32 protein-coding genes are annotated in these 26054 nt (G+C 46.8%); 18 read left to right on the plus strand and 14 right to left on the minus strand.

Going from position 1 to position 26054, the window contains the following annotated elements; all coding sequences use genetic code 11:
• Nucleotides 1–161 precede the first annotated feature (161 nt).
• From CPG39_RS07915 to CPG39_RS14360, 7 genes are all read left to right on the plus strand, one after another.
• Nucleotides 162–1130, plus strand: coding sequence for a hypothetical protein (locus CPG39_RS07915; protein ID WP_096292804.1), 969 nt, complete (start codon nt 162–164; stop codon nt 1128–1130).
• Between the two features lie 70 nt (nt 1131–1200).
• Entirely contained in the window at nt 1201–1329 is a 129-nt protein-coding gene (locus tag CPG39_RS14885) for a hypothetical protein (RefSeq protein WP_269457594.1), read from the plus strand.
• 56 nt (nt 1330–1385) lie between these two features.
• The gene (locus CPG39_RS14755) at nt 1386–1838 is read left to right on the plus strand and encodes an REP-associated tyrosine transposase (RefSeq protein ID WP_231990246.1); all 453 of its coding nucleotides are present in this window, start codon (nt 1386–1388) and stop codon (nt 1836–1838) included.
• A gap of 48 nt (nt 1839–1886) precedes the next feature.
• Nucleotides 1887–2108, plus strand: coding sequence for a ribbon-helix-helix protein, CopG family (locus CPG39_RS07925; RefSeq protein ID WP_096292805.1), 222 nt, complete (start codon nt 1887–1889; stop codon nt 2106–2108).
• Nucleotides 2086–2346: a type II toxin-antitoxin system RelE family toxin gene (locus tag CPG39_RS07930; RefSeq protein WP_096292806.1), complete on the plus strand. Its 261-nt coding sequence runs from the start codon at nt 2086–2088 to the stop codon at nt 2344–2346. Before CPG39_RS07925 ends, CPG39_RS07930 begins: the two co-directional genes overlap by 23 nt.
• Nucleotides 2347–2533: 187 nt before the next feature.
• On the plus strand, nt 2534–2995 hold the full coding sequence (locus tag CPG39_RS07935) for a hypothetical protein (RefSeq protein ID WP_197702867.1): 462 nt from the start codon (nt 2534–2536) through the stop codon (nt 2993–2995).
• A 101-nt stretch (nt 2996–3096) separates the two neighbouring features.
• On the plus strand, nt 3097–3261 hold the full coding sequence (locus CPG39_RS14360) for a hypothetical protein (RefSeq protein WP_231990247.1): 165 nt from the start codon (nt 3097–3099) through the stop codon (nt 3259–3261).
• 66 nt (nt 3262–3327) lie between these two features.
• On the opposite strand, the gene CPG39_RS07940 is transcribed toward CPG39_RS14360, so the two are convergent.
• The 6 genes from CPG39_RS07940 to CPG39_RS07965 form a co-directional block, all read right to left on the minus strand.
• Entirely contained in the window at nt 3328–3750 is a 423-nt protein-coding gene (locus CPG39_RS07940; RefSeq protein ID WP_096292807.1) for a PIN domain-containing protein, read from the minus strand.
• Nucleotides 3740–3964, minus strand: a complete 225-nt coding sequence (locus CPG39_RS07945) for a hypothetical protein (RefSeq protein ID WP_096292808.1) — start codon at nt 3962–3964, stop codon at nt 3740–3742. The genes CPG39_RS07940 and CPG39_RS07945 overlap by 11 nt, the downstream gene beginning before the upstream one ends.
• A 184-nt stretch (nt 3965–4148) precedes the next feature.
• Nucleotides 4149–5324, minus strand: coding sequence for a M20 aminoacylase family protein (locus tag CPG39_RS07950; protein ID WP_096292809.1), 1176 nt, complete (start codon nt 5322–5324; stop codon nt 4149–4151).
• A gap of 123 nt (nt 5325–5447) precedes the next feature.
• Nucleotides 5448–6353 (minus strand): Stf0 family sulfotransferase, encoded by a 906-nt coding sequence (locus CPG39_RS07955; RefSeq protein WP_096292810.1) that lies wholly within the window; start codon nt 6351–6353, stop codon nt 5448–5450.
• A gap of 240 nt (nt 6354–6593) precedes the next feature.
• A complete protein-coding gene (locus CPG39_RS07960) occupies nt 6594–7103 on the minus strand; it encodes a DUF1269 domain-containing protein (protein WP_096292811.1) in 510 nt (169 codons plus the stop codon).
• Nucleotides 7104–7502: 399 nt separating this feature from the next.
• Complete coding sequence (locus tag CPG39_RS07965; RefSeq protein WP_096292812.1) at nt 7503–8477, minus strand: 2-hydroxyacid dehydrogenase; 975 nt, start codon at nt 8475–8477, stop codon at nt 7503–7505.
• 175 nt (nt 8478–8652) lie between these two features.
• On the opposite strand from CPG39_RS07965, the gene CPG39_RS07970 reads away from it, so the two are divergent.
• The gene (locus CPG39_RS07970) at nt 8653–10020 is read left to right on the plus strand and encodes an HD-GYP domain-containing protein (protein WP_096292813.1); all 1368 of its coding nucleotides are present in this window, start codon (nt 8653–8655) and stop codon (nt 10018–10020) included.
• Between the two features lie 65 nt (nt 10021–10085).
• On the opposite strand, the gene CPG39_RS07975 is transcribed toward CPG39_RS07970, so the two are convergent.
• The 6 genes from CPG39_RS07975 to rpsF all read right to left on the minus strand — a co-directional run bounded on the left by CPG39_RS07975 (nt 10086) and on the right by rpsF (nt 14429).
• The gene (locus tag CPG39_RS07975) at nt 10086–11306 is read right to left on the minus strand and encodes a hypothetical protein (protein ID WP_096294285.1); all 1221 of its coding nucleotides are present in this window, start codon (nt 11304–11306) and stop codon (nt 10086–10088) included.
• A 128-nt stretch (nt 11307–11434) separates the two neighbouring features.
• A complete protein-coding gene (gene dnaB, locus CPG39_RS07980; protein WP_096292814.1) occupies nt 11435–12823 on the minus strand; it encodes a replicative DNA helicase in 1389 nt (462 codons plus the stop codon).
• Between the two features lie 108 nt (nt 12824–12931).
• Nucleotides 12932–13387: a 50S ribosomal protein L9 gene (gene rplI / locus CPG39_RS07985; RefSeq protein ID WP_096292815.1), complete on the minus strand. Its 456-nt coding sequence runs from the start codon at nt 13385–13387 to the stop codon at nt 12932–12934.
• An 11-nt stretch (nt 13388–13398) separates the two neighbouring features.
• On the minus strand, nt 13399–13683 hold the full coding sequence (rpsR, locus tag CPG39_RS07990) for a 30S ribosomal protein S18 (RefSeq protein WP_062557985.1): 285 nt from the start codon (nt 13681–13683) through the stop codon (nt 13399–13401).
• Between the two features lie 18 nt (nt 13684–13701).
• Nucleotides 13702–13998 (minus strand): primosomal replication protein N, encoded by a 297-nt coding sequence (priB, locus tag CPG39_RS07995; RefSeq protein WP_096292816.1) that lies wholly within the window; start codon nt 13996–13998, stop codon nt 13702–13704.
• A gap of 11 nt (nt 13999–14009) precedes the next feature.
• A complete protein-coding gene (gene rpsF, locus CPG39_RS08000; RefSeq protein WP_096292817.1) occupies nt 14010–14429 on the minus strand; it encodes a 30S ribosomal protein S6 in 420 nt (139 codons plus the stop codon).
• 240 nt (nt 14430–14669) lie between these two features.
• Between rpsF and CPG39_RS08005 the strand changes: the two genes are divergently transcribed.
• The 3 genes from CPG39_RS08005 to trpC are packed head-to-tail and all read left to right on the plus strand — an operon-like array spanning nt 14670 to nt 17148.
• A complete protein-coding gene (locus tag CPG39_RS08005) occupies nt 14670–15233 on the plus strand; it encodes an anthranilate synthase component II (protein WP_096292818.1) in 564 nt (187 codons plus the stop codon).
• 27 nt (nt 15234–15260) lie between these two features.
• Nucleotides 15261–16286, plus strand: coding sequence for an anthranilate phosphoribosyltransferase (trpD, locus tag CPG39_RS08010; RefSeq protein ID WP_096292819.1), 1026 nt, complete (start codon nt 15261–15263; stop codon nt 16284–16286).
• Nucleotides 16287–16290: 4 nt separating this feature from the next.
• Nucleotides 16291–17148, plus strand: a complete 858-nt coding sequence (trpC, locus tag CPG39_RS08015; RefSeq protein ID WP_096294286.1) for an indole-3-glycerol phosphate synthase TrpC — start codon at nt 16291–16293, stop codon at nt 17146–17148.
• Between the two features lie 15 nt (nt 17149–17163).
• Here trpC and CPG39_RS08020 read toward each other — a convergent pair whose 3' ends face one another.
• Nucleotides 17164–18009, minus strand: a complete 846-nt coding sequence (locus CPG39_RS08020) for an HDOD domain-containing protein (RefSeq protein WP_096292820.1) — start codon at nt 18007–18009, stop codon at nt 17164–17166.
• Between the two features lie 514 nt (nt 18010–18523).
• On the opposite strand from CPG39_RS08020, the gene CPG39_RS08025 reads away from it, so the two are divergent.
• Nucleotides 18524–20095, plus strand: coding sequence for a glyoxal oxidase (locus CPG39_RS08025; RefSeq protein WP_096292821.1), 1572 nt, complete (start codon nt 18524–18526; stop codon nt 20093–20095).
• Between the two features lie 43 nt (nt 20096–20138).
• Here CPG39_RS08025 and CPG39_RS08030 read toward each other — a convergent pair whose 3' ends face one another.
• Nucleotides 20139–21812, minus strand: coding sequence for a serine/threonine protein kinase (locus tag CPG39_RS08030; RefSeq protein WP_096292822.1), 1674 nt, complete (start codon nt 21810–21812; stop codon nt 20139–20141).
• A 390-nt stretch (nt 21813–22202) separates the two neighbouring features.
• On the opposite strand from CPG39_RS08030, the gene CPG39_RS08035 reads away from it, so the two are divergent.
• From CPG39_RS08035 to CPG39_RS14505, 6 genes are all read left to right on the plus strand, one after another.
• Nucleotides 22203–22694, plus strand: coding sequence for a low molecular weight protein-tyrosine-phosphatase (locus tag CPG39_RS08035; RefSeq protein WP_096292823.1), 492 nt, complete (start codon nt 22203–22205; stop codon nt 22692–22694).
• 15 nt (nt 22695–22709) lie between these two features.
• Nucleotides 22710–23816: an S-(hydroxymethyl)glutathione dehydrogenase/class III alcohol dehydrogenase gene (locus CPG39_RS08040; protein WP_096292824.1), complete on the plus strand. Its 1107-nt coding sequence runs from the start codon at nt 22710–22712 to the stop codon at nt 23814–23816.
• Between the two features lie 2 nt (nt 23817–23818).
• Nucleotides 23819–24661, plus strand: a complete 843-nt coding sequence (gene fghA / locus CPG39_RS08045; RefSeq protein ID WP_096292825.1) for an S-formylglutathione hydrolase — start codon at nt 23819–23821, stop codon at nt 24659–24661.
• 105 nt (nt 24662–24766) lie between these two features.
• On the plus strand, nt 24767–25039 hold the full coding sequence (locus CPG39_RS08050) for a type II toxin-antitoxin system Phd/YefM family antitoxin (protein ID WP_096292826.1): 273 nt from the start codon (nt 24767–24769) through the stop codon (nt 25037–25039).
• Entirely contained in the window at nt 25008–25289 is a 282-nt protein-coding gene (locus CPG39_RS08055; RefSeq protein WP_096292827.1) for a Txe/YoeB family addiction module toxin, read from the plus strand. The genes CPG39_RS08050 and CPG39_RS08055 overlap by 32 nt, the downstream gene beginning before the upstream one ends.
• A 335-nt stretch (nt 25290–25624) precedes the next feature.
• Nucleotides 25625–26044, plus strand: coding sequence for a lectin-like protein (locus tag CPG39_RS14505; protein WP_172424096.1), 420 nt, complete (start codon nt 25625–25627; stop codon nt 26042–26044).
• Nucleotides 26045–26054 lie beyond the last annotated feature (10 nt).

Consider the following 26054-nt stretch of genomic DNA (forward strand, 5'->3'; position numbering starts at 1 on the left):
TGTTGACATGTATCATATTGGAAAACGAGGTGATACTTTTTTATAAGATGGGAGGGGTTAGCATGATGACTTCAAATATGAATTTGATTTTTGACGCATTAGATTGCGTCGTTTCGGATGCCTAATTCTCGTTAGAGCAGAAGAACAAGGGAGACCATGCTGTGGATTTAGCAAATCGACTCGAACTGCACTACTATTTTTTCTCTGAATCAGACCATGCTATTGATGCGTTAGTGCGTAACAAATGCGAAGCAGAGATGCTGGCGATATTTCTCGAATCCGCTGCACTACTCGATATTGATGCGCATCTGATCACGGAGGCTTATCTCGAAGGTGGATTTCGAGATATCTGGAAATTTCTAGGACGGAATGTTCAACTCCTAACACTACTTGTATTGATCGCCCAACTCGTGGTCACTGCGGCGCCCCTTTTCGATAAAGAGAGCGCTGATTTGGAGAATGAGTTAAATAAACTAAGTATCGAGGAGAAAAAGCTGCAAATCGAAAAGCTGAAGAGGGAACTTAAAGAAAGCGAACCAAGTGAGGAGTTGGTTCAAAAAGCGGCCAGTGCCGTAGGTAAAAGCCTGAAAATTATTAAGCGAAGATCGAACTTCTACGCAGACCTTGAAAAATACCGAAAAGTCGAAAAGATTGGCTTTATCGCCTTGAACGAAAGGTATCTTCCAGTCTCAGGTGAGATTGTTGTGTCTCAAAGTGATTTTTCGCGGTTCGTTCTTAGCACGAACAAACTCCGATCCGAAGAAGATGAAAATGCAGTGATTGAAATTATCTCACCCGTGCTCAAGGAAGGGCGGTACAAATGGAAAGGAATGTACAAAGAAAAGCCGATTAGCTTTGAAATGCAGGATGCCTCTTTTCGTGATTCCGTTCTTCTGGAAAACATCCCCTTTCAGCACGGTACCAGCATCGAATGCGTTCTGGTCATAAACCGAGAGCTTGATGAAGTCGGGGAGATAAAAATCACCGGGTATGCGGTTACAACAGTAATCAAGAAGGTTGATGGGGATGTGGTCATGGAAACTCTCCAAGGGAAAAAATATCGGTACGCGAAGAAACTTGCGGAATCTCAAGGCGATTTATTCGGTGAAAGCTCTAACAAGTCCAGATAGATTGGGATGAGACCGCGAACCCCAACATAAACAATAAATATTGGCATCGTGCATGAGGAAATGAACAACCATGCAATACAGGCGTGCTGATGTAAAAGGCGGAACCTATTTCTTCACGGTCAATCTTGCCCAACGTCACCTGCGCTTGTTATTGGATCCTGTGGAAATTTTTCGCGAAACGGTCAAAACGGTGAAGTAACGGCACCCTTTTCACATCGATACCTTCGTCGTGTTGCCGGATCATTGGCATGCAATATGGACTTTACCGCTGGGCGATGCGGATTTTGCCACCCGGTGGTGCTGATCAAATCGGGTTTCTCGCGTCATATCACCATGAACGAACGCCGCAACGCCAGCCGGATTTCCAAAGGCGAACGTGGAATTTGGCAGCATCGGTATTGGGAGCATTTGACTCGTAACGAAAATGATTTTGAGCGGCATGTCGATTACATTCATTACAATCCGGTAAAGCATGGATACATCCACCGGGCAAGTGAATGGCTTTACTCGAGCGTTCGCCGGTATATCAAGGCTGGCATCATCATAAATGATTGGGAAGTGGCGTTGATAGCAACGATAAAAGCAATTATGGTGAGCGGTGAAAAGTTGGGATTCGCAAGCTCACCCAACCTACAAGCTATTATTCGAACGGCAACGTTACATAACACCAAAATTATATTACAAAAAGCAAAAGTTCATATATCATGACATTCAATGCATCTCATCGACATTATAACAGCGGGGTAAAAATTCGAAATGAGTCAAATTTCTGCAAGACTGCCGGATGAATTAGTAGCAGCACTGGATGAAGCAGCTACAAAATTGCATCGAACACGCGCCGACGTAATCAGACAAGCTGTTGAATATTATCTCGACGATTTTGAAGACATTTCCCACGCTGTGGAAGTCTTGCGCGATCCAGCGGATCCAATTCTGGATTGGGAAACTGTAAAGCATGACCTACTCCGTCAGCATTAAGCAGAGTGCACTCAAATCGTTAAAAAACATTGCGCATGAAGATCGATTGCGTATCATTGCCGCCATTGATCAACTCAAGGTTAGCCCTACGGCTGGCGGAGTACTAAAAGGTGAATATTCCGGGCTACGTCGTATTCGAATTGGTTCGTATCGTGTCGTGTACGAGATACATGACAAGAAATTAACGGTACTCGTTATCCGCATCGGCCATCGGCGCGAGATTTACCGACGAATCTGATCATTACGGATTCACATGACAAGCGTTATTCAAAATTGCACTTCAAACTTGAATCCACCCTTAAATATAAACTGGTGCATTTTCATAAAACAGAAGGAGATAGCATGCAGTTTTTGATGTTAAGTTTCATTTATGGCGTATTATATTGCGTCATTTCGGGCGCCTAATTCTAGTTAGGCGAATAAAATTGAGCCACATAGAAATGATCGAGTTTCTGAAGGAATTTAGCTTCTTAGCTCCGTATGCAGCTACATTCGGTGTTGCTGTGGCAATGGTTCAGCTGTGGAGAACTGCGACGCAGGCAGTGACGACATTCGAAGACTCTACCTCTAAGGAGTATAGGGAGATTACTAGGAGAATCCCCTACAAAGCCCTAGTTGGAATAGAAATGACAGACGCGGAGAAAAACGTAGCGCTAAATGAAATATACAACTACATGGACCTCTGCAATGAGCAGATATTTCTTCGGAAAGCCAAACGGGTTCGCAAGAATACCTGGAATGACTGGCAAGAAGGAATGAGACTAAACTTTGAATTGCCCTTCTTCCAGGTGGCTTCAAACGAGATCCTAAATAGGCTGCCAACTACCTTCAACGAGCTTCGACGTGTGAAAGAGAGCGGCTATAGAACGGACCCACGGAAATGGTAACGCATAACAAACTGCTCCTGAGGCCGGCAGGCTGGGGTGAGTCCGAGAACTCCAATATAAACGATTATGTTGGGGTATCAAAAACGAGGAAATGAACAACCATGCGATACAGACGCGCTGATGTTAAAGGCGGAACCAACTTCTTCACGGTCAATCTCACGCAACGGCATCCCTTTCATATCGATGCCTTTGTCGTGTTGCCGGATCATTTATCTGTTATAGAATTTAGAACTAACCCCAAGAAAATAAGAAATATTTTTGATTGAATAGAGGGTTGCTACCAATAAGGAACTTAGAAAAACCTGAAACTGGGTTTTATAGACTCAGCCATATCAAGCCTCAAATGGATTGACAATCATCAGTCCATCGATTTGCTGGTTGTGCTGTAAATCTTCGGTGTATAAACGGATGCAGCCAGATTCGAGCGCTGCCGACACGATCAACGCATCGTAAAAACTAAAACCGTAGCGCTGCTGAAGCACAAGACTCCGTTGATAAAGCGTCGGAGTGGGCATGACTTGCCACAACGGAATCAGCACTTGCTCCAGAAAGCGCTGCGCATTCTCGGCGCTCATCGGGGATGGCAGTTTGCACGTTACGACATTGAGTGTTTCCTGGATAACTTGATAACTGATACAAGCACCGCGCGTTTCCAATGCTTGCTGAATCAGTTGGTTCGCGATCGCACGTTTGCGATCATCGGTTTCGTCGAACAAGTAGATGAAAATATTAGTATCGATAAACTCACCGTTCATTCATTTCATCCCGCGTGAATTTACGGCCGCCGGTTCTCACTTGTCCCCGCAGCTCTTCGATCAATGCAATTGCGGATTCGGTTGTTTGCTCCTGCTGTACATAATCGGCCAGCCAGCGGCGGAATTGCTCATTGAGCGTGGTCTGTTCAGCGCGGGCGCGAGCTCGTGCGGCTTCTATTAATTTATCGTCTGCGCTCAAGGTAATATTCTTCATCTGTGATGTTCTTTCTAATGTTGTGTACACGATAATAGTGTACGCTATTATCGATGTGTGGATCAGCAATTTGGCATTTGAATTCCAAAAACATTCCACAACGCGGATCAGAGTCAGGCGTAACCGTTACCTGGTTACACAAAGCATACGCTGACTAAATATCAATTTGAAACACAAGAAAAAACTAACCCGCCAATTCATTCTCCACCAGCTTAACCCAATACGCCGCACCCAGCGGCAGAATCTCGTCATTAAAATCGTAGTTGGGATTATGCAGCAGACAGTTGCCTGCCGAGTTACCATTCCCGATCCAGATATAGCAACCCGCTTTTTCTTGCAGCATAAAGGCGAAGTCCTCGGCGCCCATGCTGGGAATCGGCGCGGTATTGACGCAATCCTTGCCTGCAACCGCAGTAGCGGCGCGGATTGCACTGGTGGTTTCATCAGGAGTGTTGATCGTGACCGGATAACCGGGGTTTTCGGGATTGAAACGGATGTCAGCATTAATCCTAAAACCCTGGGCAACACTTTGAGACAGATGACTGATACTTTGTTCCAGTTGCACCCGCACCGAGTTTTTAAAACTGCGAAAGGTTCCCCGTACTATCGCCGAATCCGGTAGCGCGTTCCAGGTGTTGCCGCCGTGAATTTGCGTGACGCTGACTACGGCAGCTTCGGCCGGATCAATCTGGCGGCTGACAATGGTTTGCAATTGGGTGACCAAATGTGCCGCAACGACCAACACATCGTTACCCAAATGCGGCATCGCGGCATGCGTGGCCTGACCGCTGAGATTGATTTCGAAGCAGTCAAACGAGGCCATCATGGGGCCGGCTTTGACCGCGAAATGCCCGACTGGAACATCCGGAAAATTATGCATGCCGAAAACCCGTTGCGCCGGAAATTGTTCAAACAGGCCTTCACTGATCATTTGATGAGCACCCGCACGGCATTCTTCCGCCGGTTGAAAAATAAAATACACCGTACCTTCAAAACGACCATGATTGGCGAGATAATGGGCAGCGCCGAGCAACATGGCGCAATGTCCGTCATGACCGCAGGCATGCATTTTCCCACCATTGCGTGAGGCGTACTCAAACCGGTTTTGCTCCTGGATAAATAGCGCATCCATATCGGCGCGCAACGCAATGCTGTTATTACTGCTACCACGACGCAGAATCCCGATAACACCGGTTTTGGCCATGCCTAGATGCACTTCGATGCCGACTTTCCGCAGTTGCTCGGCAATCAACCGGCCGGTTGCGGTTTCTTCAAATGCGACTTCCGGATATTGATGCAACTGCCTGCGCCAACGACGCATGTCGGCATGCAATGCCAGAATTTCGGGAACAATGTTCATCGTCGATCCATACCCGTGACCCCATCGTGAAATCGCGCACACCATAATAGCGATGACTCAAACAACATGAATGATTCAAAATGCGCTGCTTTTGATAAGAAACACGAAGACATGTCTTGAGTATCAAGACACGGATTCATGAGTAGAACCCGCAGCCGAACCCATGCGCAAAAAGTTATACCGGTCTTCCGTTTCACGGTGAAATCGGGCAAGCCGCTTTTCTGATTGCTCATCGCGTTGTTTTTCCAGCTGTAGCTTGGCAGAATTAATTTCCATTTTTTTCGGGGCGGGTATCTTCAGATACTGAAGTATTCTTGCAATGATGAACTCAGGCTTTGCTAGTAGATCTTCATAATGAATTCGGCAGGGATTCAACTTAAGCATCTCAAAATAAAGTTCAAATCTTGACTGCGCAAACAGTATCTCGGAAATCGCCATGATGATTTGTTCGTTGCTTATGTCTGCCAATTCTATTTTTCCATTCAAGCCACTATTCCAATTACTTTTCCATTGCCCTGTCTGCTGAGCTACCAGGAATGAAAGCGCTTGCGCGGCCACATCATCCCGCACGATATAAATGAATTGAGGATTGGGGATGATCCAGGGTATCACTTTTACACGGGATAAAAAATACAACTGATCCCAAGAAAGCTTGGTAGCGAAAATTTTATTTAACGTGCTGTGATTACCGGGCAAATGGCGCACGAAATCATCCAATGAACTTAATCCGCACTCAGCACAATCTGCCTGAATGCGCTCTGTATTGAAAAATTCATCCGCCAATCCCATCAATTCCGTGGCATAAAGCAATTCAGCCAGCCAGTTGGAACCGCAACGATTTGTAAAACAGAGTATGACTTGTTTCTGGGTGCTTATTTTTATTGATAAATCTCTAAAAAGAACTTTATCCGATTGATTAAAGTACTCTAAAGTCTCAATTTCGTGGTGACATGGCGTGTATTCGATCGGAAATGGCTGCTCCAGCGTCGAACGAATAGCGTGATAAAGGGATTGTAAAAATGGCAACATCTTGCGCCGACCTTATAGCACAGTATTACTGATATTGCCAAACCAGATATTTCACACGCGACGCAAAACAATTCATACTGTCAAATTAATCAACAAATTAGGGAAAAAGTCTCCCTATTCTTTAGGGTGTCACACCCTCATTTGGCCTTCACTCTGCTCGGTTGGATTTTTGCAAACCCGATCCTAAATGGCACTGGCTCTTTATTACTCAGTAAAAAGCCGGTGCCAAACCAAACATGATCAAGGAAATGACGGCACCCTGGGTTCCGTTTGCTCGACTTCAACCTGAGGCAAATGTTGTTTGACCCGATCTTCAATTTCAGCCACCCGGTCAGTCGGCACATCGACCAGAATCAATAGCTTACCGGCCTCAATCGCATTCTCAAATTCTTTAATTTGTCGATTGCCAACACTCATGCCCACCATGCCACCAAACCATGAACCTACACCTGCCCCCGCCAAAGTGGTTGCCAATAAAACACCCCCGGCAATGACTGTCGATGCTGGCGGCAATGCAACTGCAACCAACCCGGCAAGCAAGCCTGTCGCGCCGCCCAATGCGACCCCTTGCTCCACGGCAGGAATGAAATCGGTTTTTTGCAATAGATTGGCTTCTGGCAAATCTTCAAGCGGTGTACCACGTTTCGCAATTACATGGATATGCTTCTCTTCAATTTTTTGCAGAAGCAAATCCTCGACAATTTTTTTAGTGGTTGTGATATCCGGAACTAGAAAGTATATGCGTCGCATAATTTCCTCCTTCGAGGGTATGGCGTTTAAAAAGAAAGAGCATAAGACACGTTTTGGACAAAAGCTTTCTCTTTCAGTTAATGATGCTAATGCAGTTTGTACCTATCTTTTATTCCGATTCAATTCCACCAGAATAATTTCCCTGTACATTTTCTAAAATATGTTCAAATGATCGTTTTTCAATCCTCTTGCCAAAAAACCAGAAAATTCTGATATTAGCCGACAGACGTAAGGAACTCACTAAAGCAAGTAAGCATCAAAAACCGCCAAGCGACTGCGAAGGAAAACTATCGGGAGGCAAGCGTAAGTTTACGCAGCCACGAGAGCGAAAGCGTGCAAATTTACTCGTTTCAATGATTGCTTTGCAACGAGATCGAATAGTGAGTTTCCAGCTGAGCTCTAAACAATCTTGCTATCTGTATCAGTGACTTGATTAAAAGATTTATGCTGGAAGAAATTTTTGATATTGTCCGCCAATAATTCCAGCAAACGCTGTCTCGATTCCCGGCTGGCCCAGGCGATATGCGGCGTGACAATCAGATTGGCAGGTTGTTGCCGCAAGACCGGATTATCCTTGCTCGGCGGCTCTTCCTGAATCACATCGATCGCAGCACCGGCAATTCGGCCCAAAGATAGGCTCTCCAATAAATCGGCTTCATTGACCAGACCACCGCGCGCGGTATTGATCAGATACGCAGAAGGTTGCATCAGCTCAAATTCCTTGCGGCTGATCAGGTGCTGCGTTTCCCGCGATAAGGGGCAATGCAGCGTAATAAAATCCGCCTGCTGTAATACCGCATCAAATAAAGTTCTGCCAGGACGCGGCAATTTATTTTTGTGCTCCGCAATTTGTACTTGCATGCCAAATGCTCGCGCCACATCGGCCACCGCATGACCCAATTCACCATAACCGATGATTCCCAGTGTTTTCCCAGATAATTCCCGGATACCGAAATCCAGCGGACAAAAAAACTGGCTTGTCTGCCAACCGCCACGTTTTACCAACGCCTGATAGTCGACAAAATGGCGCGCCAGATTCAGCATCAGCATGAACACATGCTGCACCACCGAAGGCGTAGCGTAGCCGCGCACATTGCACACCGGAATACTGCGCTTGCTGGCTGCTGCGAGATCAACATTGTTATACCCTGTTGCTGCTACGCATATGAGTTTCAAATTCTTCGCCGCAGTGATCGCCGCACGGCCGATAAACACCTTGTTGCTGACAATCACCTCCGCTTCGCGAATTCTTTCCGGCACTTCCGATTCGGAAGAATCATGATAATACCGCCACGGCGATACCGCCCGCTCCAGCACCGCACAATCCATATCGCCGCGGGTTACAGAACCAAAATCCAGAAAAACAGCGCGCATTTCAATACTCCAACTATGATCGAAAACCATGTTTCAAGCAATTTTAGCAGTTTCATAAGCAAAATCTCATCGCACACTTCACAAAATATTTGACCGTGTACTTTTAATATTCGACTTGATACAGTGTTCTTCTGCCTTCACATGTCGATGTGATTTCTAACGAGGAAATCAAGCTATGACCGAATCAAAAAACAGTACCTCAAACCTGATTGATGTCAAGGCCGATTCACAGGAAGCGCTTGCCATCAGCCAATTCGTGCAGCGCAAAATCCTGCTACGCTTGTTTCTGGGATGGTTGTTTCTCTGCGTCACGATCGGTGGCGTCGTTCTATGGCTTGAAATTTCGCGCTTTCAGCAATTCGTGCATGCGCTTGCACTGGAGGAATCCGCAGTGCTCAGCGGTGAATCCTCTTATGATTTGGAACAACTGGACAACTCAACTCATCGACACCTGACCCTTTTGGCCCAGCAATTGGTTAAACGCAATTTCCTCGTGGTTGAGCTCTACGATGTTAACAAGCAACTCAAAATCGAAGCATTCCGTCAAGGGCAGAAAATGACCGAGCAATGGATCAACAGTCATCGCCACCAATTTCCCAAACGCGGTGACTTTTTCCAGGAATTTCATTTCATTCAAGATGAACTGCTACTGGTCATATTGGTTCCGATCAAAGGGCCCCAGCATACCTTGATCGGTTATTTCGAAGGCATTTACCAGGTCGATCAGAAAACTCTGAATTCGATCAAGGATGAACTGTTTCACACACTGTTACTGATTACCATCAGCATCACTTTCACCACCCTGCTGATGTATCCGATTTTGCTAAGGCTCAATCGGGAACTCACCAAGCTTTCCACCGATCTTCTAACCGGAAATCTGGAGTTGATGAATGTAATGGGTTGCGCGATTGCAGAGCGCGACTCCGATACCAACAGCCATAATTACCGCGTTACCTTTTATGCGCTCCGGTTGGGAGAAAAAATCGGATTGCGTCATGAAAATATCCTTAACCTGATCACCGGTGCCTTCCTGCACGATGTTGGCAAAATTGGAATCCGCGATCCCATTTTGCTGAAACCGGGAAAGCTGACCCCGCAGGAATTTGAGATCATGAAAACGCATGTCACATTGGGTGTGGATATATTAAAGCAATCCAGCTGGCTCAGCGGAGCGTGCGATGTGGCTCATTTTCACCACGAGAAATATGATGGCAGCGGTTATCCGGAGGGACTCAAAGGCGAGGAAATCCCGTTGAATGCGCGGATATTCGCCATTGCCGATGTATTCGATGCGCTCACCTCCAAACGTCCATATAAGGAATCGTGGACGGTGCACGACGCCATCGCCGAACTCGAGCACGATAGTGGCACTCATTTCGATCCGCAGTTATTACGTATTTTCGTGTCGATCGCCCCGGCGCTCTATCAGCAGGTGACTGATATTAAGGAAAACCAAATGATTGCTTTGGTAAAACGCTGCATTTCACGTTATTTCCTGACAACTACGACGACGGATACCCAACCTCACAACCACATGCTTTGAACAACACTGCATTAGGCTTGACGGGGATCAGTAAAAATTACTGTGGATCACAATGGCTTGCCAAATTATTTGGCAATCGTAATACTCGGCACCCCGATGCGCGGTAAATCGGTGACGGTCATTTGAAATAGCAGGAACAGTAGCTGAAATGCATTCCGATTCCAACGCGCATGGGGTCCTGTCGTATTGACCGCATAGTACCGGTCATTCCAGCGGATCGAAAAATCGGCATCGGAAGGAGGCACATTGGAAACCGCAAATTCCATGGTTTGGTCTGGATTCTCGTTGTTGAGAATCGGTGGCGTACGAGTATCTTTCTCGACATGATATCCCTTCTCATTACCCAGCGCCTTACCCAGAAAACCAAGAATCGAATGAAAGCTTCGCAACCGGAACATACCGCTCATTGGCCAGTCACCGCCATAATGACCGGCACGGATATCAAATGCAATATCGCTGATATCCCAATCTCTAGCGCGTTCATTTAGCGCTTCACGCTCTTCCTCGGGAAGCAGATCGGGATCATAGTTAGTAATCAGAATGGGGCCCGGGGTATGTTTGCGCAAAACAAAGGCATCATCCTCAGCATCATAGTGCACGATAAACTCTTTTTGCAGCGACTGAAAGCTATCCGGCGCAATCGAACTGGATGGAATCTTCCAGGTATGTTTCAACAACAACGGTTCTGCATACAGTTGATTATGATCCTGGATCGCGGAGAAATGCAGTACCACGCGACGGAACATTTCATACCCATCTTTATCGGTGGGAGTGTTACGATGAACACTATGCTGTTCGGAGTGCGCCATGCGAACTTCCTGCGCCATCATGCGCAACAGCATGTCGACATCATAATGCTGGCGCAGCAACAGCGTTAGCTTGCTTTGCGGAAACGGCGTCAGCAAGCGCTGCGTGAACTCTTCCCCTTCGATCGGAACAATGCTGATTGTTGGACTCTCAGCCAGACTACCACCGAAAATCGGCATCAACGTTGCGCCTGCGAGTCCTCCCGGCGCTGGCGTAGCCCCCGCATTGGCAACAAAAGTAAAAGTAGCTGCAATATTGGATACACCGGTAAAATGCACCGGTTGACGGTAATGCGCGCGTACGATATTCACCAATAGCTGCTGTGATATGGAATCGGTAACCGCTTCATCATACGCAATCACAGCGCGATTCAATGCCAGCGGCGATATACAACCGGTGAGGACGATTAAAACGAACAGGCACAGCAAATGCTGGAAAATCAACCCCTGATAACTTGATTGCAGCCTTTTATACTTCACCACTCATCCTTTACCCCGAAATGGGTTCTCCGATACAAGCCGCGTAAGCCCGTCATCTGTACTGCGCGCTGAAAATTAGGCGCCGGATAATTTACCAAAAACCAGCAATCATCGTAATAAAGATTGTACTAATAGTATTCCGGCCTGGCATGGCTTTCAAAGCGTGTATATTCGCCCAGGAATGTCAGATCGACTTTTCCGATCGGGCCGTTGCGCTGCTTGCCGATAATGATTTCGGCAATGCCCTTGTCCGGTGAATCGGGGTTATAGACTTCATCGCGATAAATAAACAGAATCACATCGGCGTCTTGCTCAATCGCGCCGGATTCGCGCAAATCCGACATCACCGGGCGTTTGTTGGGACGCTGTTCCAAACTGCGATTAAGTTGCGATAATGCAATCACCGGCACTTTCAGTTCTTTCGCCAGCCCTTTCAACGCACGCGATATTTCCGAAATTTCCGTGGCGCGATTCTCTCCCTGACTACTAGAAGACATCAGTTGCAAATAATCAACCACAATCAAACCCAGTTCACCGTACTGACGGTACAGCCGCCGGGAGCGCGCTCTGAGCTCAAGCGCATTCAATGCCGCCGTTTCATCTATAAAAATGGGCGCTTCATTCAGCTTACCCAAAGCGTGCGTCAGCTTGGGCCAATCTTCATCATCCAAACGACCGGTGCGCACCTTATGCTGATCCAGCTTACCCACTGACCCCAGCATCCGCATGGCCAGCTGCGCACCGCCCATTTCCATACTGAATACTGCAACGGGTTTGTTTAACTCCAATGCCACATACTCCGCAATATTCAACGAGAATGCGGTTTTACCCATGGATGGCCGACCCGCAACAATAATCAGATCACCCGGTTGGAATCCCGATGTCTTCTGATCAAGATCGTGAAAACCCGATGCAATTCCGGTTACATTGCTCGGATTATCCTGGCTATATAACAACTCTATCCGCTCGACCACTTGCCGCAACAGGGGCTGAATTCCCATGAAACCTTCCTTACCGCGCGCCCCTTCTTCTGCAATCTCAAATACTTTCGCTTCCGCTTCATCCAACAAGTCTGCGGCAGAGCGTCCCACCGGGTTATAAGCAGAGTCGGTAATGTGCACGCCGACTTGCGCCAGATTGCGCATAATCGAGCGCTCACGAACAATTTCCGCATAGCGCTTGATATTTGCTGCTGAAGGAGTGTTCTGCACAATGGCACCAATATATGCAAGCCCGCCGATAGTCTGCAGCTCTGCGGATGTTTCCATCGACTCCGCGACGGTAATGACGTCAGCCGGCCTGTTCTGCTCTATCAGCTTACAGATATGGTGATAAATCAGTTGATGATCCTGTCGGTAAAAATCGGCATCGGTAATGATATCGGCGACTTTCTCCCACGCGTTATTGTCCAGCATGAGCCCACCCAGTACCGATTGTTCGCTCTCAATCGAATGGGGCGGTGTTTTATAGGGATCGATTAGCTGATCCTGATGGAGACTGATCGGTGATTGCACCATAGATATCGAAAACTCGGTTGAAGATGTCTGATTCTACCACTTGCTGAATCACAAATGAAAAAGGACTACGAATAGTCCTTTTTCAAATAAATCCATAAAATGGCTTTATCAGAACGTTGAATCACCCAGTACCGAAACGGTAATAATTGCTTTTACATCACTATGCAGTGAAATGGTCAGGGGATAATCACCCACTTGCTTTAATTGACCATGCGGCATATGAATCATGGTACGTTCAACTGAGAAACCCAGGCCGGTAAGCGCCTCGGCAATATTCGCATTGGTAACGGAACCAAATAGTTTTCCATCACTGCCAGCTTTCTGGGAAATCTGCACCAACAAACCATCCAGTTTTGCAGCAACTGCCTGAGCAGCGGCAAGAACTGCTGTCTGTTTTTTCTCCAGTTCCGCCCGCCTGGATTGGAATTCCGCAATAGCCTGCTCCGTTGCACGCTTTGCTTTACCTTGCGGAATCAGATAATTACGTGCAAATCCGCTTTTAACATTCACTACGTCACCTAGTTGACCCAAATTGCTAATTTTTTCCATCAAAATGATTTGCATAACATTGCTCCTTAGTGACGATCCGTGTAAGGCAATAACGCCAGAAAACGAGCCCTTTCTATCGCCGTACCTAACTGACGCTGATAAAAAGCAGTTGTACCGGTAATTCGCGCCGGAATTACTTTGCCGTTTTCACTAATGAAATCTTTCAAAATTTCAATATCCTTGTAATCCACCTGTTTAATGCCTTCCGCGGTAAAACGGCAAAACTTTTTGCGCTTGAATAAAGGGCGGTTGGCTTTTTTATCTTTTTCTTTCTCTTTACTGTCTTTACGTCTGGTAGTAAAACGTGCCATATCTATTCCTATTTATAATTAAATGAGTTCAATTTGATCTGAGTGCAGCACTAATTGCTGATTCATATGGTTCTTTCTATTGAGAAACCCGGTGAGCCTGACGCTGCTGTTAATCTCAAATTCGGCCACGGTCAAAGCCTGCTCTCCCATCACAACCACAGGAACATCAAAGACTATTTGCCTCATAACACCCGCTTCCTTTTGCCGAGATCCGTGACTTACCGTAAACTCAATCACAGCAGTACCGGCAGGGGTGTAGCGTAAAATGCCTAATTTGGCAATTTTCCCGCAAATAGTGGTCTGATTACATTCCAATGGCTAGAAAACTATGCAGTCGCAGCAGCCCCGGATTCTACCGGAGTCTCATCAGAATCCGTTTCATCCGCAGTTTCCTCTGAATCCTGCAGGCTCGCGGAACCGGCTCTCTCCACTTGGCGCATCATGGGTGATGGTTCTGTGACAGGCCCCTTAGTTTTAAGGGTTAAATGGCGTAAAATCGCATCACTGAATTTGAAAGCATGATCCAGATCATCCAGAATCTCCTGATCACATTCAATATTCATCAATACATAATGCGCCTTATGAACTTTCTGAATCAGATAAGCAAGCTGACGACGCCCCCAATCTTCCACTCGATGAACTTTGCCGTTTTTAGAAGTTACAATGCCACGATAACGCTCGATCATTGCAGGCACTTGTTCACTCTGATCAGGATGAACAATAAAGACTATTTCGTAATGTCGCATAAATTCCTTTCGGGTTATAAGCCTCCCACCAATCACGATGGTGAGGCAAGGTTGGAAAACGTGCTATTCTACTGAATTAATAAGGCAATATCAAATGGCGCTCAAATAACAGCAATAATGTTATTCGCATACCGGTCGAACTGGTAAAATTTATCCGCTATGACTCGAGAATTTTGTCACTGGATTTGATTTTTTCAAAAGCCTCAGAAATAACTATTACCCACAACGCACATAATAATCATGTTGCTAATGATTGATAACTACGATTCTTTTACTTATAACCTGGTACAGTATTTTTCGGAATTGGGAGAAAAGGTTGTTGTATACCGGAACGATGAAATTACTCTGGATAAAATTTCACAATTAAGCCCGCAGCGAATTGTGATTTCCCCCGGCCCATGCACACCGAATGAAGCGGGCGTATCACTGTCCGCCATTCATCAGTTCAGTCAGAACATTCCTATTCTAGGCGTTTGCCTGGGTCATCAAAGCATCGGACAAGCATTCGGCGGGCGAGTTATTCATGCGAAACAATTGATGCATGGCAAAACATCTCCGATTTATCATCATGACATCGGTGTTTTCCGAGGCTTACCTAATCCTTTCACCGCCACACGCTATCATTCTCTTGTCGTTGAGCGCTCAACGCTGCCGGATTGCCTGGAAATTACAGCATGGACCGAAGATAATGAAATTATGGGTATCCGTCATAAAACCCTTGCCATTGAAGGCATTCAGTTTCATCCTGAATCCATTTTGAGTGAACATGGCCATCAAATGCTCGAGAATTTCCTTAATCGTTAAGCGATCAGACTGCACAGAGGCAATTTCATGAATCCACAGGAAGCGCTGCAACGAATCATCGCACATCAAGAAATATTACACGATGATATGATCGCTCTAATGCGAAAAATCATGCAAGGTGAAATTTCACCCATGCTCATCGCTGCACTCGTCACCGGCCTTCGGGTAAAAAGAGAAACTATTGGCGAAATAGCTGCCGCAGCACAAGTCATGCGTGAATTTGCAACTAAGGTCGATATTCCCGATGACACCCATCTAGTAGATACTTGCGGCACGGGCGGGGATTCCTTACACACCTTTAATATATCAACGGCATCGGCTTTCGTAACCGCCGCCGCAGGCGCACGGGTCGCCAAACATGGCGGCAGATCAGTTTCGAGCAAATCCGGCAGTGCGGATGTACTGGAAGCACTGGGTGTCAATCTCAACCAGACACCTCAACAAGTTGCCCAGAGTCTCAACGAAATCGGCGTCGGCTTTATGTTCGCGCCCAATTACCATGCCGCAATGAGACATGCCGCCCCGGTACGACGTGAATTAGGTATCAAAACTTTATTCAATATCCTGGGACCATTAACAAACCCCGCCAATGCCAAAAGGCAAGTATTAGGAGTTTTCAGTGAAGACCTAGTAGAAACCCTGACTCATGTGCTGCAGCGACTGGGCAGCCAGCATGTACTGATCGTGCACGGCAAGGATGGATTGGATGAAATCACGATCACAGGTGAAACGATTATGGGCGAATTAAGAAATGGCCAAGTAACCATTTATAACATCAAACCGGAAGATTTCAGTCTTAAATCCACTGGCATCGACGCCATCCAGGTTAGTAATAATGAAGAGGCAAAAACAATGTTGCTTTCAGTTCTTAGAAACAACTCGGGGCCCGCGCGGGATATCGTTGTAATGAATGCCGGCGCTGCGATATATGTTGCCGGGCTCACAGACACACTGGAATTGGGAATCAGAGCGGCGCAGAGAGCCATCGAAAGTGGCGGCGCATTGAAAAAACTTCATGATCTGGTGGAATTTACCAATAAAAATCCGAATTAAAAACATGTCTGATATTCTAAGCAAAATACTCACTGTCAAAAAACAAGAAATAGCAGCCGCCAAGGCATTAAAGCCTTATTCAATATTACTTCAAGAAACGCAATCCGCAGCACCACCACGAGATTTTGTCGCTGCCATTCAAAATAAAATTGCTGCAGGAAAATCAGCGGTCATCGCTGAAATTAAACAGGCCAGCCCGAGCAAAGGTGTTTTACGCGGCGGCTCCTCGGGAAACGTTCATTCCTTTGCGTTTGTTCCTGCCGAAATAGCTCAGACCTATGCCCAGCATGGCGCAGCTTGCCTTTCGGTATTGACCGATCAACAATTTTTTATGGGTAGCCCCGAATATTTGCAAGCGGCAAGGAACGCCTGTTCACTTCCCGTGTTACGTAAGGATTTCATTCTGGAAGAGTATCAGATTGCTGAAACCCGCGCGATGAACGCAGATTGCATTTTATTGATCGTAAGCGCTTTCTTGCTGGAATGCGGCAATCCACCCGGAAATCTAAAAAATGAATCTCTGGAACGCATGTTAAAGCTTGAACAGCTGGCCCACTCGCTAGGAATGGCTGTTCTGGTAGAGGTCCATGATGCCGCTGAACTGGAAATGGCCTTGCAGTTATCTACACCATTAATCGGAATCAATAATCGCAACCTGCATACCTTTGCAACATCACTTGATACAACCTTGGAATTACTACCCTCGATCCCATCCGGGAAAATTGTCGTAACTGAAAGTGGAATTCATACGCCTGCAGATGTTGCGCGCATGCGTGCTCACCAAGTTAACACTTTTCTTGTCGGGGAAGCTTTCATGCGCGCGGAAGATCCGGGCATCGAACTGGCGCGTTTGTTTTTTTAATTGATAGTTTATATTTCAGGCAAGATGGGCGCTTTCGTGCTGCTTGTTAGCACCAACGATCGTCATGACGTCACACGCTTGCAAGTGCAGGAGTTTGGAAATCTCCTCATAATCGTCAGGCAATGCAGCATCGTCCCATCCATTGGCGGAGTGCCTGGCCAGATTCACTGCAAGTATGACATTGCGAACTCGTCGTAATTTTGCGTGCTCATCATCCATGAGTGTAATGAGTAGCTCAGGCAACTTCCATCTGACAGCGAGCTCATGTTGCAATTGATTTAAAGTAAATCCCAAAATTTTTTCCTGTACTACTGCACTTCTTAATGCTTTATTTTGTTTTTGCAGTTGCTTGATTTTTAACATTTCAACGGGTGCAAAGCACCACATCAATATTTCTGCAATATCGTGCAGCAGGGCAGCCAGACGGATATCGGCAAAATGCAGATCATGCAAACGAATCGCCCAGTCATACGCATAAGATGCTGCCATATTGGAACGATGGGCCGTTTTTAATAAATGGATGAGCGCACTCATATTATTGCGTCCGAGAACTTCTTCAACCAATGGGTTAGGAGGAATTTTCTTAAGCAGGGTTTCAAGTCCGAGCATCATTACAATCTGCTCGGCTTCCATCACATCGTGTTCTTGGCAGCGATGCTTATGATCTTGCATGTAACGCATAAGCTTGACTGTCATCAAAGGATCATTCTTCACAACATTCGCATAACTGCGCGCATTTAAGTTTTGTTCATCTTTTGTAAGAACCGCAAGATTCCGTGCAGTTTGTTTGAGAACAGGAATTTCTGCCCTTGTGAGGAAATTGACCCAATCTGATAGTTTTCTTGAGACTGGTTGAGACATTCTGAACTCCTGAATAAGATTCGCGTGAAATTCCTTACGACATTTCTTTATAAACCTTGAGGAAACAATAAGCTAGCTATTGAAAAGACAATCACGAGGGTTGCTGACATCTTTCTGAGAAAAAGAGAGGAAAAATCATGCCAGCGATCCATCCGCAATAAGAAAAGAAAATACAGCAAAGTATATAAATACCCATAAGAGCGAAGTAGGGTATCCCAGACAGACTGTAAACAGACTCGGGTAATTTATTTATCCGAGACCTTTGCACGGTTACTACGCGGCACGATAATTGCGTTAAAAATTCGCGAAAAATGCTCATTTACCCCGTGTAAACTCCGCTTTTTCGCAAATTTTTGCCTTATTCTCGTACCGCTCATGACACCGTGCAAAGGTCTCTATCCTTGATATTCTCCACTATTTCATTGTTATAAAATACAATTCCCTTTATTATCACTCATATAAGCAAGCCATCCACTACCCCGATTTTTATACTTTCAATATCAGGAGAAACAGGATGCTTAAACGCTCTCTTTCTGCGCAAGGAATTTGGCATCTCAAGTATCTTTTATCCGCCATCCTGTTCTTATTTCTTTTTCTTCACGGAAGCAACTTTCATGCGGTGGCGGCCGGATCACAAGCTCACCTGAAAGGGAGATTCGGTCCTCTACACGATTGGCCCGTTGTACCTATCGCAATGATGCTGATGCCGGATGGACGAGTCATTGCTTATGGAACCGATACCGTGGGTACGCAGATTGGCAATCTGCTGTATGTAATCTGGGATCCATCGCTCGGCACCGGATCCAATGCGTTTGAAACATTACCCAACACAACTCTTACCGACATCTACTGCGCTGGTCAGGCGCATCTCCCGGATGGCCGCGGTCTTTTCTTTGGTGGCGATGCCTTCTTGAACACGAAGAGGCAATATGCTCACGCTAATGTGAATGTTTTTGACTCCTCCACCGATACATTAACGCACCATCCCAAAAACATGACGTTTAAGCGTTGGTACGCAACCGCTGTAACACTGCCCAATGGTGAACATGTGGTGATGGGTGGCCGTAACAGCAGGGATTTTCCCGGAACACCCACCATACCCGCCACTGTAGCGACTTATTCTCCTACGCCGGAAGTACGCACAACTGACGGGCAATGGCGGGTACTTAGCTCAGCGACCAGTAGCGCCGCTTACGGCGCACTGGGCGGCACCGGGGTTGCCTGGTTTTATCCCAGAGCTTGGGTAAACCCGCAAGGCAAATTGTTCATTCTCGGTCACGACGGAGCAATGTACAAGCTCGACACCTCAGACACCGGTACGCTCTCAAAGTATAAATCAATCACACCGTCAGGCCTTAACAGTCTACCGAGCATCATGTATGCCCCGGGCCGCATATTATCGATTCGCGACAACCGCAAGGCGTCTGTTGTCAACATCAATGGTAGCGGCGAACCTGTCGTGACTTCGGGCGGCACGCTGGCAAAAAAACGTCAATATAGCAATGCGACCGTACTCGCCAATGGCTCTGTCTGGATCAATGGAGGATCATCAACCGGTAACGACTTAGCAGGTGCAGCTTTGGATTCCGAGCTTTGGAATCCCAGTACAAAAATATGGAAAGCAACAGCAAGAGCGGCCACTCCCCGCCTGTATCACTCAACTTCATTGCTTCTTCCCGATGGAAGCGTTATTACCGGAGGCGGCGGCACACCAGGTCCTTTGACTCAGCTTAATGGTGAAATTTACTATCCGCCTTATTTATTTAAAAAAGACGGCAGCGGGCAGTTTTCTCTTCGGCCGGTTATTGTGGACGCGCCAACAACCATGATGAGTTGGAACGAACAATTTTCCATCGAAGCAAGCGAAAATATTTTCAGGATCACGCTGGTGCGTATTGGTGCTACTACACATGCATTCAATAATGAGACACGTTTTTTTAACCTGCCGACCCCACAAAAAGGTAACCGTATCGTAACAGTAAAAACACCTGCTTCAGCTAATGTAGCCCCTCCGGGTTTTTATATGCTTTTCGTTTGGAATCTTGACGGAACACCCTCAGTGGCTAAAATTATACAAATTGGCTGAACTGCTATTTGAAGTATCCGGTTCGTCCCTTTCCCCAGGAGATTCATTGCGCATTTGCCTGCTCAGCTCGAATTTTCTGCAGCTTAGGATCGTCCGGCAAAATGGATTCCGCTCTTTGCAAATAAAGCTTAGCTGTATCAAGCTTACCTTCAGCCTTTGATTTTTCAATAAACTGAATATAGCGATCCACCATTTTCTGCAGACCTTCAAGCGCCTCTGTATTATTGGGTTCCATCGCCAGCACCATCTGGTAATATTTGTACGCATTATCCCTTGCAGGTGTGGTGAAGCGCTCCGCTTTCATGGCTTTCTCAGCTGCAGTCAAATGCTTTTTAATTAACCCGGCATCAATTGGTTTTATCGCAGAATCCTGCTCCGCAGATTGGGACAAAGGTGCATCAACTACCGCAGTACGTTCCGCTTCGACAACCGCCAACTCCTGCGGAGAAGGAGTACTGGTAACGGGTTGATTTTCAGTTCCATACGACATTGCTCGCACGGTTTCGGATACTTTATCCGGTCCCGATTCTTGATTTGATTCGATTGTCCCCGAAGCAACGGATGAATCTTCTTCTTTTATCGCTGAAGTATCAGCGACTTTCCCGGGATTGCGTTGAAATAGAGGCTCAGTGGCCACAGTACCTGGCCCGTCATCCAATAGCTCCGCAGGATTCTCGTCGAACCATAATCCAACAGTCACCAGAACAACGATTCCGATCATGATACCCATCAACAGCATATTATTAGCCACCGGACGGCTACGGGTAAGTGTCTCTGCAGTCATTTGTTTTGCGGCTGCGGTTTTGGTTTCACTGGCATGATCGGATTTCAGCAACGCCAAAATCTCACCAGCCGATTGCGGTCTGTCCTGATATTCCGGCTGCAACATCCACTCCACCGCTTGCAATAATTCAGCACTATAAACGATGTCCGGAGATCGGGAAAGATCACTCATTGGATCGGATTCCCCTTGGCTTAAAGCCGTTTTCCTGGTCTGCGCCGCAACAGGCGGGTGATGCGTCATACCCACATAAAGAACTGCGCCCAACGCATAAAAGTCGGTTGCAGGTCCAGATTCATTGCCGGGTTCATATTGCTCCGCAGGTGCATAACCAACGGCTAATTCCTCAGTGAAGCGCGAGGTACGGGCAGCGATCGCCAATCGTGCAGCAGCAAAATTAATCAGCAGCGGTTCACCGTCCTTACCGATAAGAATTGCCGCCGGTTGAATGCCGCCATGCACGATTTTATGTTCGTGTATTTGCTGCAACGCACTCAAGACCGATACCAGTATGAATTTTAATTCTGCTTCGGCTAAAGAGACTTGCGCCTCTAACAACTTAGCCAGCGGCATCCCCTCCTGGGCACCCATAATCAGATACGCCGTGCCATTTAATGAAAGAATGTTTTCTGTCACCGCAATATTAGGATGCTCGATCTGGGTGAGAACCTCAGCCTGATCCAAAAATGCCTTTAATCCATAATCATAATTTTCTTTATCAGCTTGATATAGAGATTTGGGTTCGACGCCAACACCATCCATTGCGCGTTTTGCGAAATCATGAGGAAAATATTCGCGTATTTTCACTCGCTCCTTAAGATGATGATTCCAAGCACGATAAGTGATATCAAATGCACTCACCTTTGCAACGCCTTTAATTTCATAGACGCCGATTTGCGTGCCTTCAGGCAGAGTTTGATCGTGTATTTGTGTCATGATAGATAATATATTCCTGTTACTAATCTCGATGAGGCATCTGATTTTTTATGAGAAGCATCTTAAAGCTACAAGGCTAACCATGATAACCCGTTCTATTAGGTAATCAACAGCAATCCGCCACAATAAAAATAAAACGGTCAATAATAAGATAGTGTAATGCAACCGGATAAAAAAGTGGGCGTCATGACATTCCCCGAATAAAATCATTTTAACGTTTCCATAAAGATGGCTTGCCAAGCTTAATGATGTATTAGTAAACTAACTTTGGGTTAATTCAAGAAGACCTGAAAGATACCAAAAAAACAACTTGGCAATTTGCCAACAGGTAATAAAACACAGCGATTCATCAATTATTATTAATACAGCCAGCCTTAAATCACCCTAATCATGAGCCAAAGTAAAAAAATAAAAGTATTATTTGTCTGCATGGGCAATATTTGCCGGTCCCCAACCGCGGACGCCGTATTCCGGCATATCGTCAGTACCGCCGGGATGGATCACATGATAGAAGTGGATTCCGCGGGCACGCATGCCTACCACATTGGCAACCCGCCGGATCACCGCGCGCAGCATACGGCATTACAGCGCGGGTATAAAATGGACGAATTACGCGCCCGTGCGGTGCAATCGAGTGATTTTGAGGAATTCGACTACATTCTCGCCATGGACAACGAGAACCTCGCTTTATTGCGGCAGCGCAGCCCTCAGCATCATCACGGCAAGATTCAATTATTTATGCAATATGGCGAAAATGCCCCGATGAATATCGAAGTGCCAGATCCTTACTTCGGTGGACAGCAAGGATTTGAGCAGGTACTGGATATGGTCGAGGAAGCCAGCCGCGGTCTGCTGGCGCATCTGCGCAATCACAAAATATAACAAGGACAAATTTCAATGAAAACAAGCGCTGCAATAGCCTGGAAAGCCGGTCAGCCCTTAACGATCGAACAGGTCGATCTGGCAGGCCCGAAATCCGGTGAAGTATTGGTAGAAATCAAAGCCACCGGCATTTGTCATACCGATTATTACACGTTATCCGGCGCCGATCCCGAAGGTCTGTTCCCGACCATCCTGGGTCATGAAGGCGCCGGGGTGGTGGTGGATATCGGCCCCGACGTCAAATCGTTACGTAAGGGCGATCATGTTATTCCGCTGTACACCCCGGAATGCCGCGAATGTAAATTTTGCCTGTCGAAAAAAACCAATCTATGCCAGGCGATTCGCAGCACCCAAGGTCGCGGCTTGATGCCGGACAGTACATCGCGTTTCTCAATTGATGGAAAACCGCTGTTCCACTACATGGGCACATCGACGTTCTCCAATTACACCGTGGTACCGGAAATCGCGCTAGCGAAAATCCGCGAAGACGCCCCTTTCGATAAGGTGTGCTATATCGGCTGCGGTGTCACAACCGGACTCGGTGCGGTGATCTATACCGCCAAAGTCGAAGCCGGAGCGAACGTGGCCGTGTTCGGCCTAGGCGGCATCGGCTTGAACGTCATTCAAGGCGCGCGCATGGTTGGCGCCGACAAAATCATCGGTATCGATATCAATCCGGAACGCGAAGCGATGGCACGCAAATTCGGCATGACGCATTTCATCAACCCGAACGATGTCCCCAATATCGTCGATGCCGTGGTACAACTGACCGACGGCGGTGCAGATTACAGTTTTGAGTGCATCGGCAACACCAAAATCATGCGCCAGGCACTGGAATGTACGCACAAAGGCTGGGGACGCAGCATCATCATCGGCGTGGCGGAGGCCGGTGCCGAAATCAGCACGCGCCCCTTCCAACTCGTCACCGGCCGCAAATGGGAAGGCTCCGCATTCGGCGGCGCGCGCGGCCGCACCGATGTACCCAAAATTGTGGATTGGTATATGGAAGGCAAAATCGATATCGATTCGCTGATCACCCACACCCTGCCGCTGGATAAAATCAATGACGGCTTTGACTTGATGAAAAGCGGTGAATCCATTCGCTCCGTGGTGATTTACTAATCATGACGACACTCGAAACCCGCAGCCTGCATCAATGTTTTGGCGGCGTCCAGGGCTTTTACCAGCACCCATCCGAGATCATCGGTTTGCCGATGCGCTTTTCCGTGTACCAACCGCCTCAGGCGCAGTATCAGCGCGTACCGGTGATATTCTTCCTGGCCGGACTCACCTGCACCGAAGAAACCTTCATGATCAAAGCCGGTGCGCAGCGTTACGCAGCGGAGTACGGTCTGATGCTGATATCGATGGATACCAGTCCACGCCAGACCGGCATTGCCGGTGAAACCGATGATTGGGATTTCGGCGCCGGTGCAGGGTTTTATTTGGATGCGACGCAACTACCGTGGTCGAAGCATTACCGCATGGAAAGCTACATTACCCAGGAACTACGCCGGATCATCACCGATCAATTTCCTGCTGATCCGAATCGCATCGGCATTTTTGGTCATTCAATGGGCGGCCACGGCGCGTTGACGCTGACGCTGCGTTATCCCGATCTGTTTCGTTCGATATCCGCGTTCGCGCCGATTTGCGCACCGATGCAATGCCCGTGGGGACAAAAAGCATTCCGCAACTACCTAGGTGAAGATCAACAAAGCTGGCGTCAGTACGACGCCACCGCGTTGATCAGAGATGGTCGTCACGTGCCCGATTTATTGATCGATCAGGGTATGGACGATCAATTCCTGGCGCAGCAACTGTACCCGGAAGCTTTGGAGAAAGCGTGCCGTGAAGCGGATCAGAATCTCACGCTGCGATTTCACAGTGGATATGATCACAGTTATTATTTCATCAGCACGTTTATCGGCGAGCATTTGAAGTATCATCAAGAGCAGCTTGGTTAGTTTAAGGTTTTCCAAGATCGCATAACCCATTTGATCTCAGTGTAATGACTGTGCTACTGTTGCATTTCTTTATTAAGTGTACGGTCATACCGTACGCCAATCAAAATGGATAACATCAGCGTCAATAAATTTCGCGATAACCTTAAAAACATTGTTGAGAAGGTTATCAGCGAACATCAACCGGTTAAAATTACCCGTCGAAGCGGTGAGGATTTTGTGATCATCAGCGCCGAAGATTGGGCGCGTGATCAAGAAACACTTTTTGTGCTTCAAAATACGAACCTAATACAACAAATTCTGGCTTCGACACAGACCCACACCACAAAATCGGGATATATCCCACCGGATGAAGAAGTCCAAAAGATCCTTGGTGTTTGAAGGCAATACGTGGGAAATTTACGAAGCACTGAAAACACGTGACCCGCGGCTGCATAAATCACTCTGCAACATTCTGAAAGAAATGCTTCGCGATGATCCATCAATGGGCACTGGTAAACCGGAAATGTTGCGACATAACTTAACAGGTTTCTGGTCGCGCAGGCTTAGCCAAAAAGACCGGGTGATCTACAAATTTGACGATAAGTATGTTTATATTTTCGCCATTGGCGGACATTACGAACAACTGTAAGTACGCGACCGAGCACGCATCATCGTGAATAAACATAAGATTGCCATTCATATCGGCAACCAAGAATATGAAGTACCGCTAAAAATTCGCAAGTTGTTACGAAGTGCTCTCCGATGATGAGGCGGAAAAACATGAACAGATTCGCGTCATCGACGAATCGGGAGAAGATTGTTTATACCTGATCGCTACTTGTCGATCCATCGATAATATTCTTTATTCGCGACCTGACCCCATTTTTGATGTTAAGCGGTCCTATTATCAATCCAGTTAACGGTAATACATATTATTTACTGAGCGAAAATTCCTGGACAAATTCGGAAGCTGAGGCTGTATCCATGGGAGGACATCTGGCAACAATTAAGAATGCCGCTGAAAACAGTTGGATCTATGATACTTTTACGCCTCTAATTCAGAGCGTTGCAGGATCAACTCTTTGGATTGGTTTGACCGATGTCGGCCATGTTGGCAGCTTTGAATGGGCCAGCGGTGAGCCCGTCACCTATACTAATTGGTCACCTGGACAACCTGACCACGCGCGGGGCAATGAAGATTATGCGCATATCTGGACCCCGAACCTAAATCAGCCTACCGTGCAAGGCCAATGGAATGACTTGGAAAATAACCCTTCAGTATTTGACATTCATCCATTTGGTGTGGTTCAGGTCGTGCCTGAACCTGAAACATGGGCTATGATGCTGCTAGGCCTGGGGCTCGTTGGTTATCAAGTCATGCGCAGAAACAAGCTAAAAAAATAATGAACCAAGG

The organism is Nitrosomonas ureae (assembly GCF_900206265.1).
In the GTDB taxonomy this organism is placed as follows: Bacteria; Pseudomonadota; Gammaproteobacteria; order Burkholderiales; family Nitrosomonadaceae; genus Nitrosomonas; species Nitrosomonas ureae_C.

Coding starts and splice junctions, on each gene's coding strand:
- CPG39_RS14885 (WP_269457594.1), top strand. CDS start 1,201: ATGCAATACAGGCGTGCTGATGTAAAAGGCGGAACCTATTTCTTCACG.
- CPG39_RS14755 (WP_231990246.1), top strand. CDS start 1,386: ATGGACTTTACCGCTGGGCGATGCGGATTTTGCCACCCGGTGGTGCTG.
- CPG39_RS07925 (WP_096292805.1), top strand. CDS start 1,887: ATGAGTCAAATTTCTGCAAGACTGCCGGATGAATTAGTAGCAGCACTG.
- CPG39_RS07930 (WP_096292806.1), top strand. CDS start 2,086: ATGACCTACTCCGTCAGCATTAAGCAGAGTGCACTCAAATCGTTAAAA.
- CPG39_RS14360 (WP_231990247.1), top strand. CDS start 3,097: ATGCGATACAGACGCGCTGATGTTAAAGGCGGAACCAACTTCTTCACG.
- CPG39_RS07940 (WP_096292807.1), bottom strand. CDS start 3,750: ATGAACGGTGAGTTTATCGATACTAATATTTTCATCTACTTGTTCGAC.
- CPG39_RS07945 (WP_096292808.1), bottom strand. CDS start 3,964: ATGAAGAATATTACCTTGAGCGCAGACGATAAATTAATAGAAGCCGCA.
- CPG39_RS07950 (WP_096292809.1), bottom strand. CDS start 5,324: ATGAACATTGTTCCCGAAATTCTGGCATTGCATGCCGACATGCGTCGT.
- CPG39_RS07955 (WP_096292810.1), bottom strand. CDS start 6,353: ATGTTGCCATTTTTACAATCCCTTTATCACGCTATTCGTTCGACGCTG.
- CPG39_RS07960 (WP_096292811.1), bottom strand. CDS start 7,103: ATGCGACGCATATACTTTCTAGTTCCGGATATCACAACCACTAAAAAA.
- CPG39_RS07965 (WP_096292812.1), bottom strand. CDS start 8,477: ATGCGCGCTGTTTTTCTGGATTTTGGTTCTGTAACCCGCGGCGATATG.
- CPG39_RS07970 (WP_096292813.1), top strand. CDS start 8,653: ATGACCGAATCAAAAAACAGTACCTCAAACCTGATTGATGTCAAGGCC.
- dnaB (WP_096292814.1), bottom strand. CDS start 12,823: ATGGTGCAATCACCGATCAGTCTCCATCAGGATCAGCTAATCGATCCC.
- rplI (WP_096292815.1), bottom strand. CDS start 13,387: ATGCAAATCATTTTGATGGAAAAAATTAGCAATTTGGGTCAACTAGGT.
- rpsR (WP_062557985.1), bottom strand. CDS start 13,683: ATGGCACGTTTTACTACCAGACGTAAAGACAGTAAAGAGAAAGAAAAA.
- rpsF (WP_096292817.1), bottom strand. CDS start 14,429: ATGCGACATTACGAAATAGTCTTTATTGTTCATCCTGATCAGAGTGAA.
- CPG39_RS08005 (WP_096292818.1), top strand. CDS start 14,670: ATGTTGCTAATGATTGATAACTACGATTCTTTTACTTATAACCTGGTA.
- trpD (WP_096292819.1), top strand. CDS start 15,261: ATGAATCCACAGGAAGCGCTGCAACGAATCATCGCACATCAAGAAATA.
- trpC (WP_096294286.1), top strand. CDS start 16,291: ATGTCTGATATTCTAAGCAAAATACTCACTGTCAAAAAACAAGAAATA.
- CPG39_RS08020 (WP_096292820.1), bottom strand. CDS start 18,009: ATGTCTCAACCAGTCTCAAGAAAACTATCAGATTGGGTCAATTTCCTC.
- CPG39_RS08025 (WP_096292821.1), top strand. CDS start 18,524: ATGCTTAAACGCTCTCTTTCTGCGCAAGGAATTTGGCATCTCAAGTAT.
- CPG39_RS08030 (WP_096292822.1), bottom strand. CDS start 21,812: ATGACACAAATACACGATCAAACTCTGCCTGAAGGCACGCAAATCGGC.
- CPG39_RS08035 (WP_096292823.1), top strand. CDS start 22,203: ATGAGCCAAAGTAAAAAAATAAAAGTATTATTTGTCTGCATGGGCAAT.
- CPG39_RS08040 (WP_096292824.1), top strand. CDS start 22,710: ATGAAAACAAGCGCTGCAATAGCCTGGAAAGCCGGTCAGCCCTTAACG.
- fghA (WP_096292825.1), top strand. CDS start 23,819: ATGACGACACTCGAAACCCGCAGCCTGCATCAATGTTTTGGCGGCGTC.
- CPG39_RS08050 (WP_096292826.1), top strand. CDS start 24,767: ATGGATAACATCAGCGTCAATAAATTTCGCGATAACCTTAAAAACATT.
- CPG39_RS08055 (WP_096292827.1), top strand. CDS start 25,008: ATGAAGAAGTCCAAAAGATCCTTGGTGTTTGAAGGCAATACGTGGGAA.
- CPG39_RS14505 (WP_172424096.1), top strand. CDS start 25,625: ATGGGAGGACATCTGGCAACAATTAAGAATGCCGCTGAAAACAGTTGG.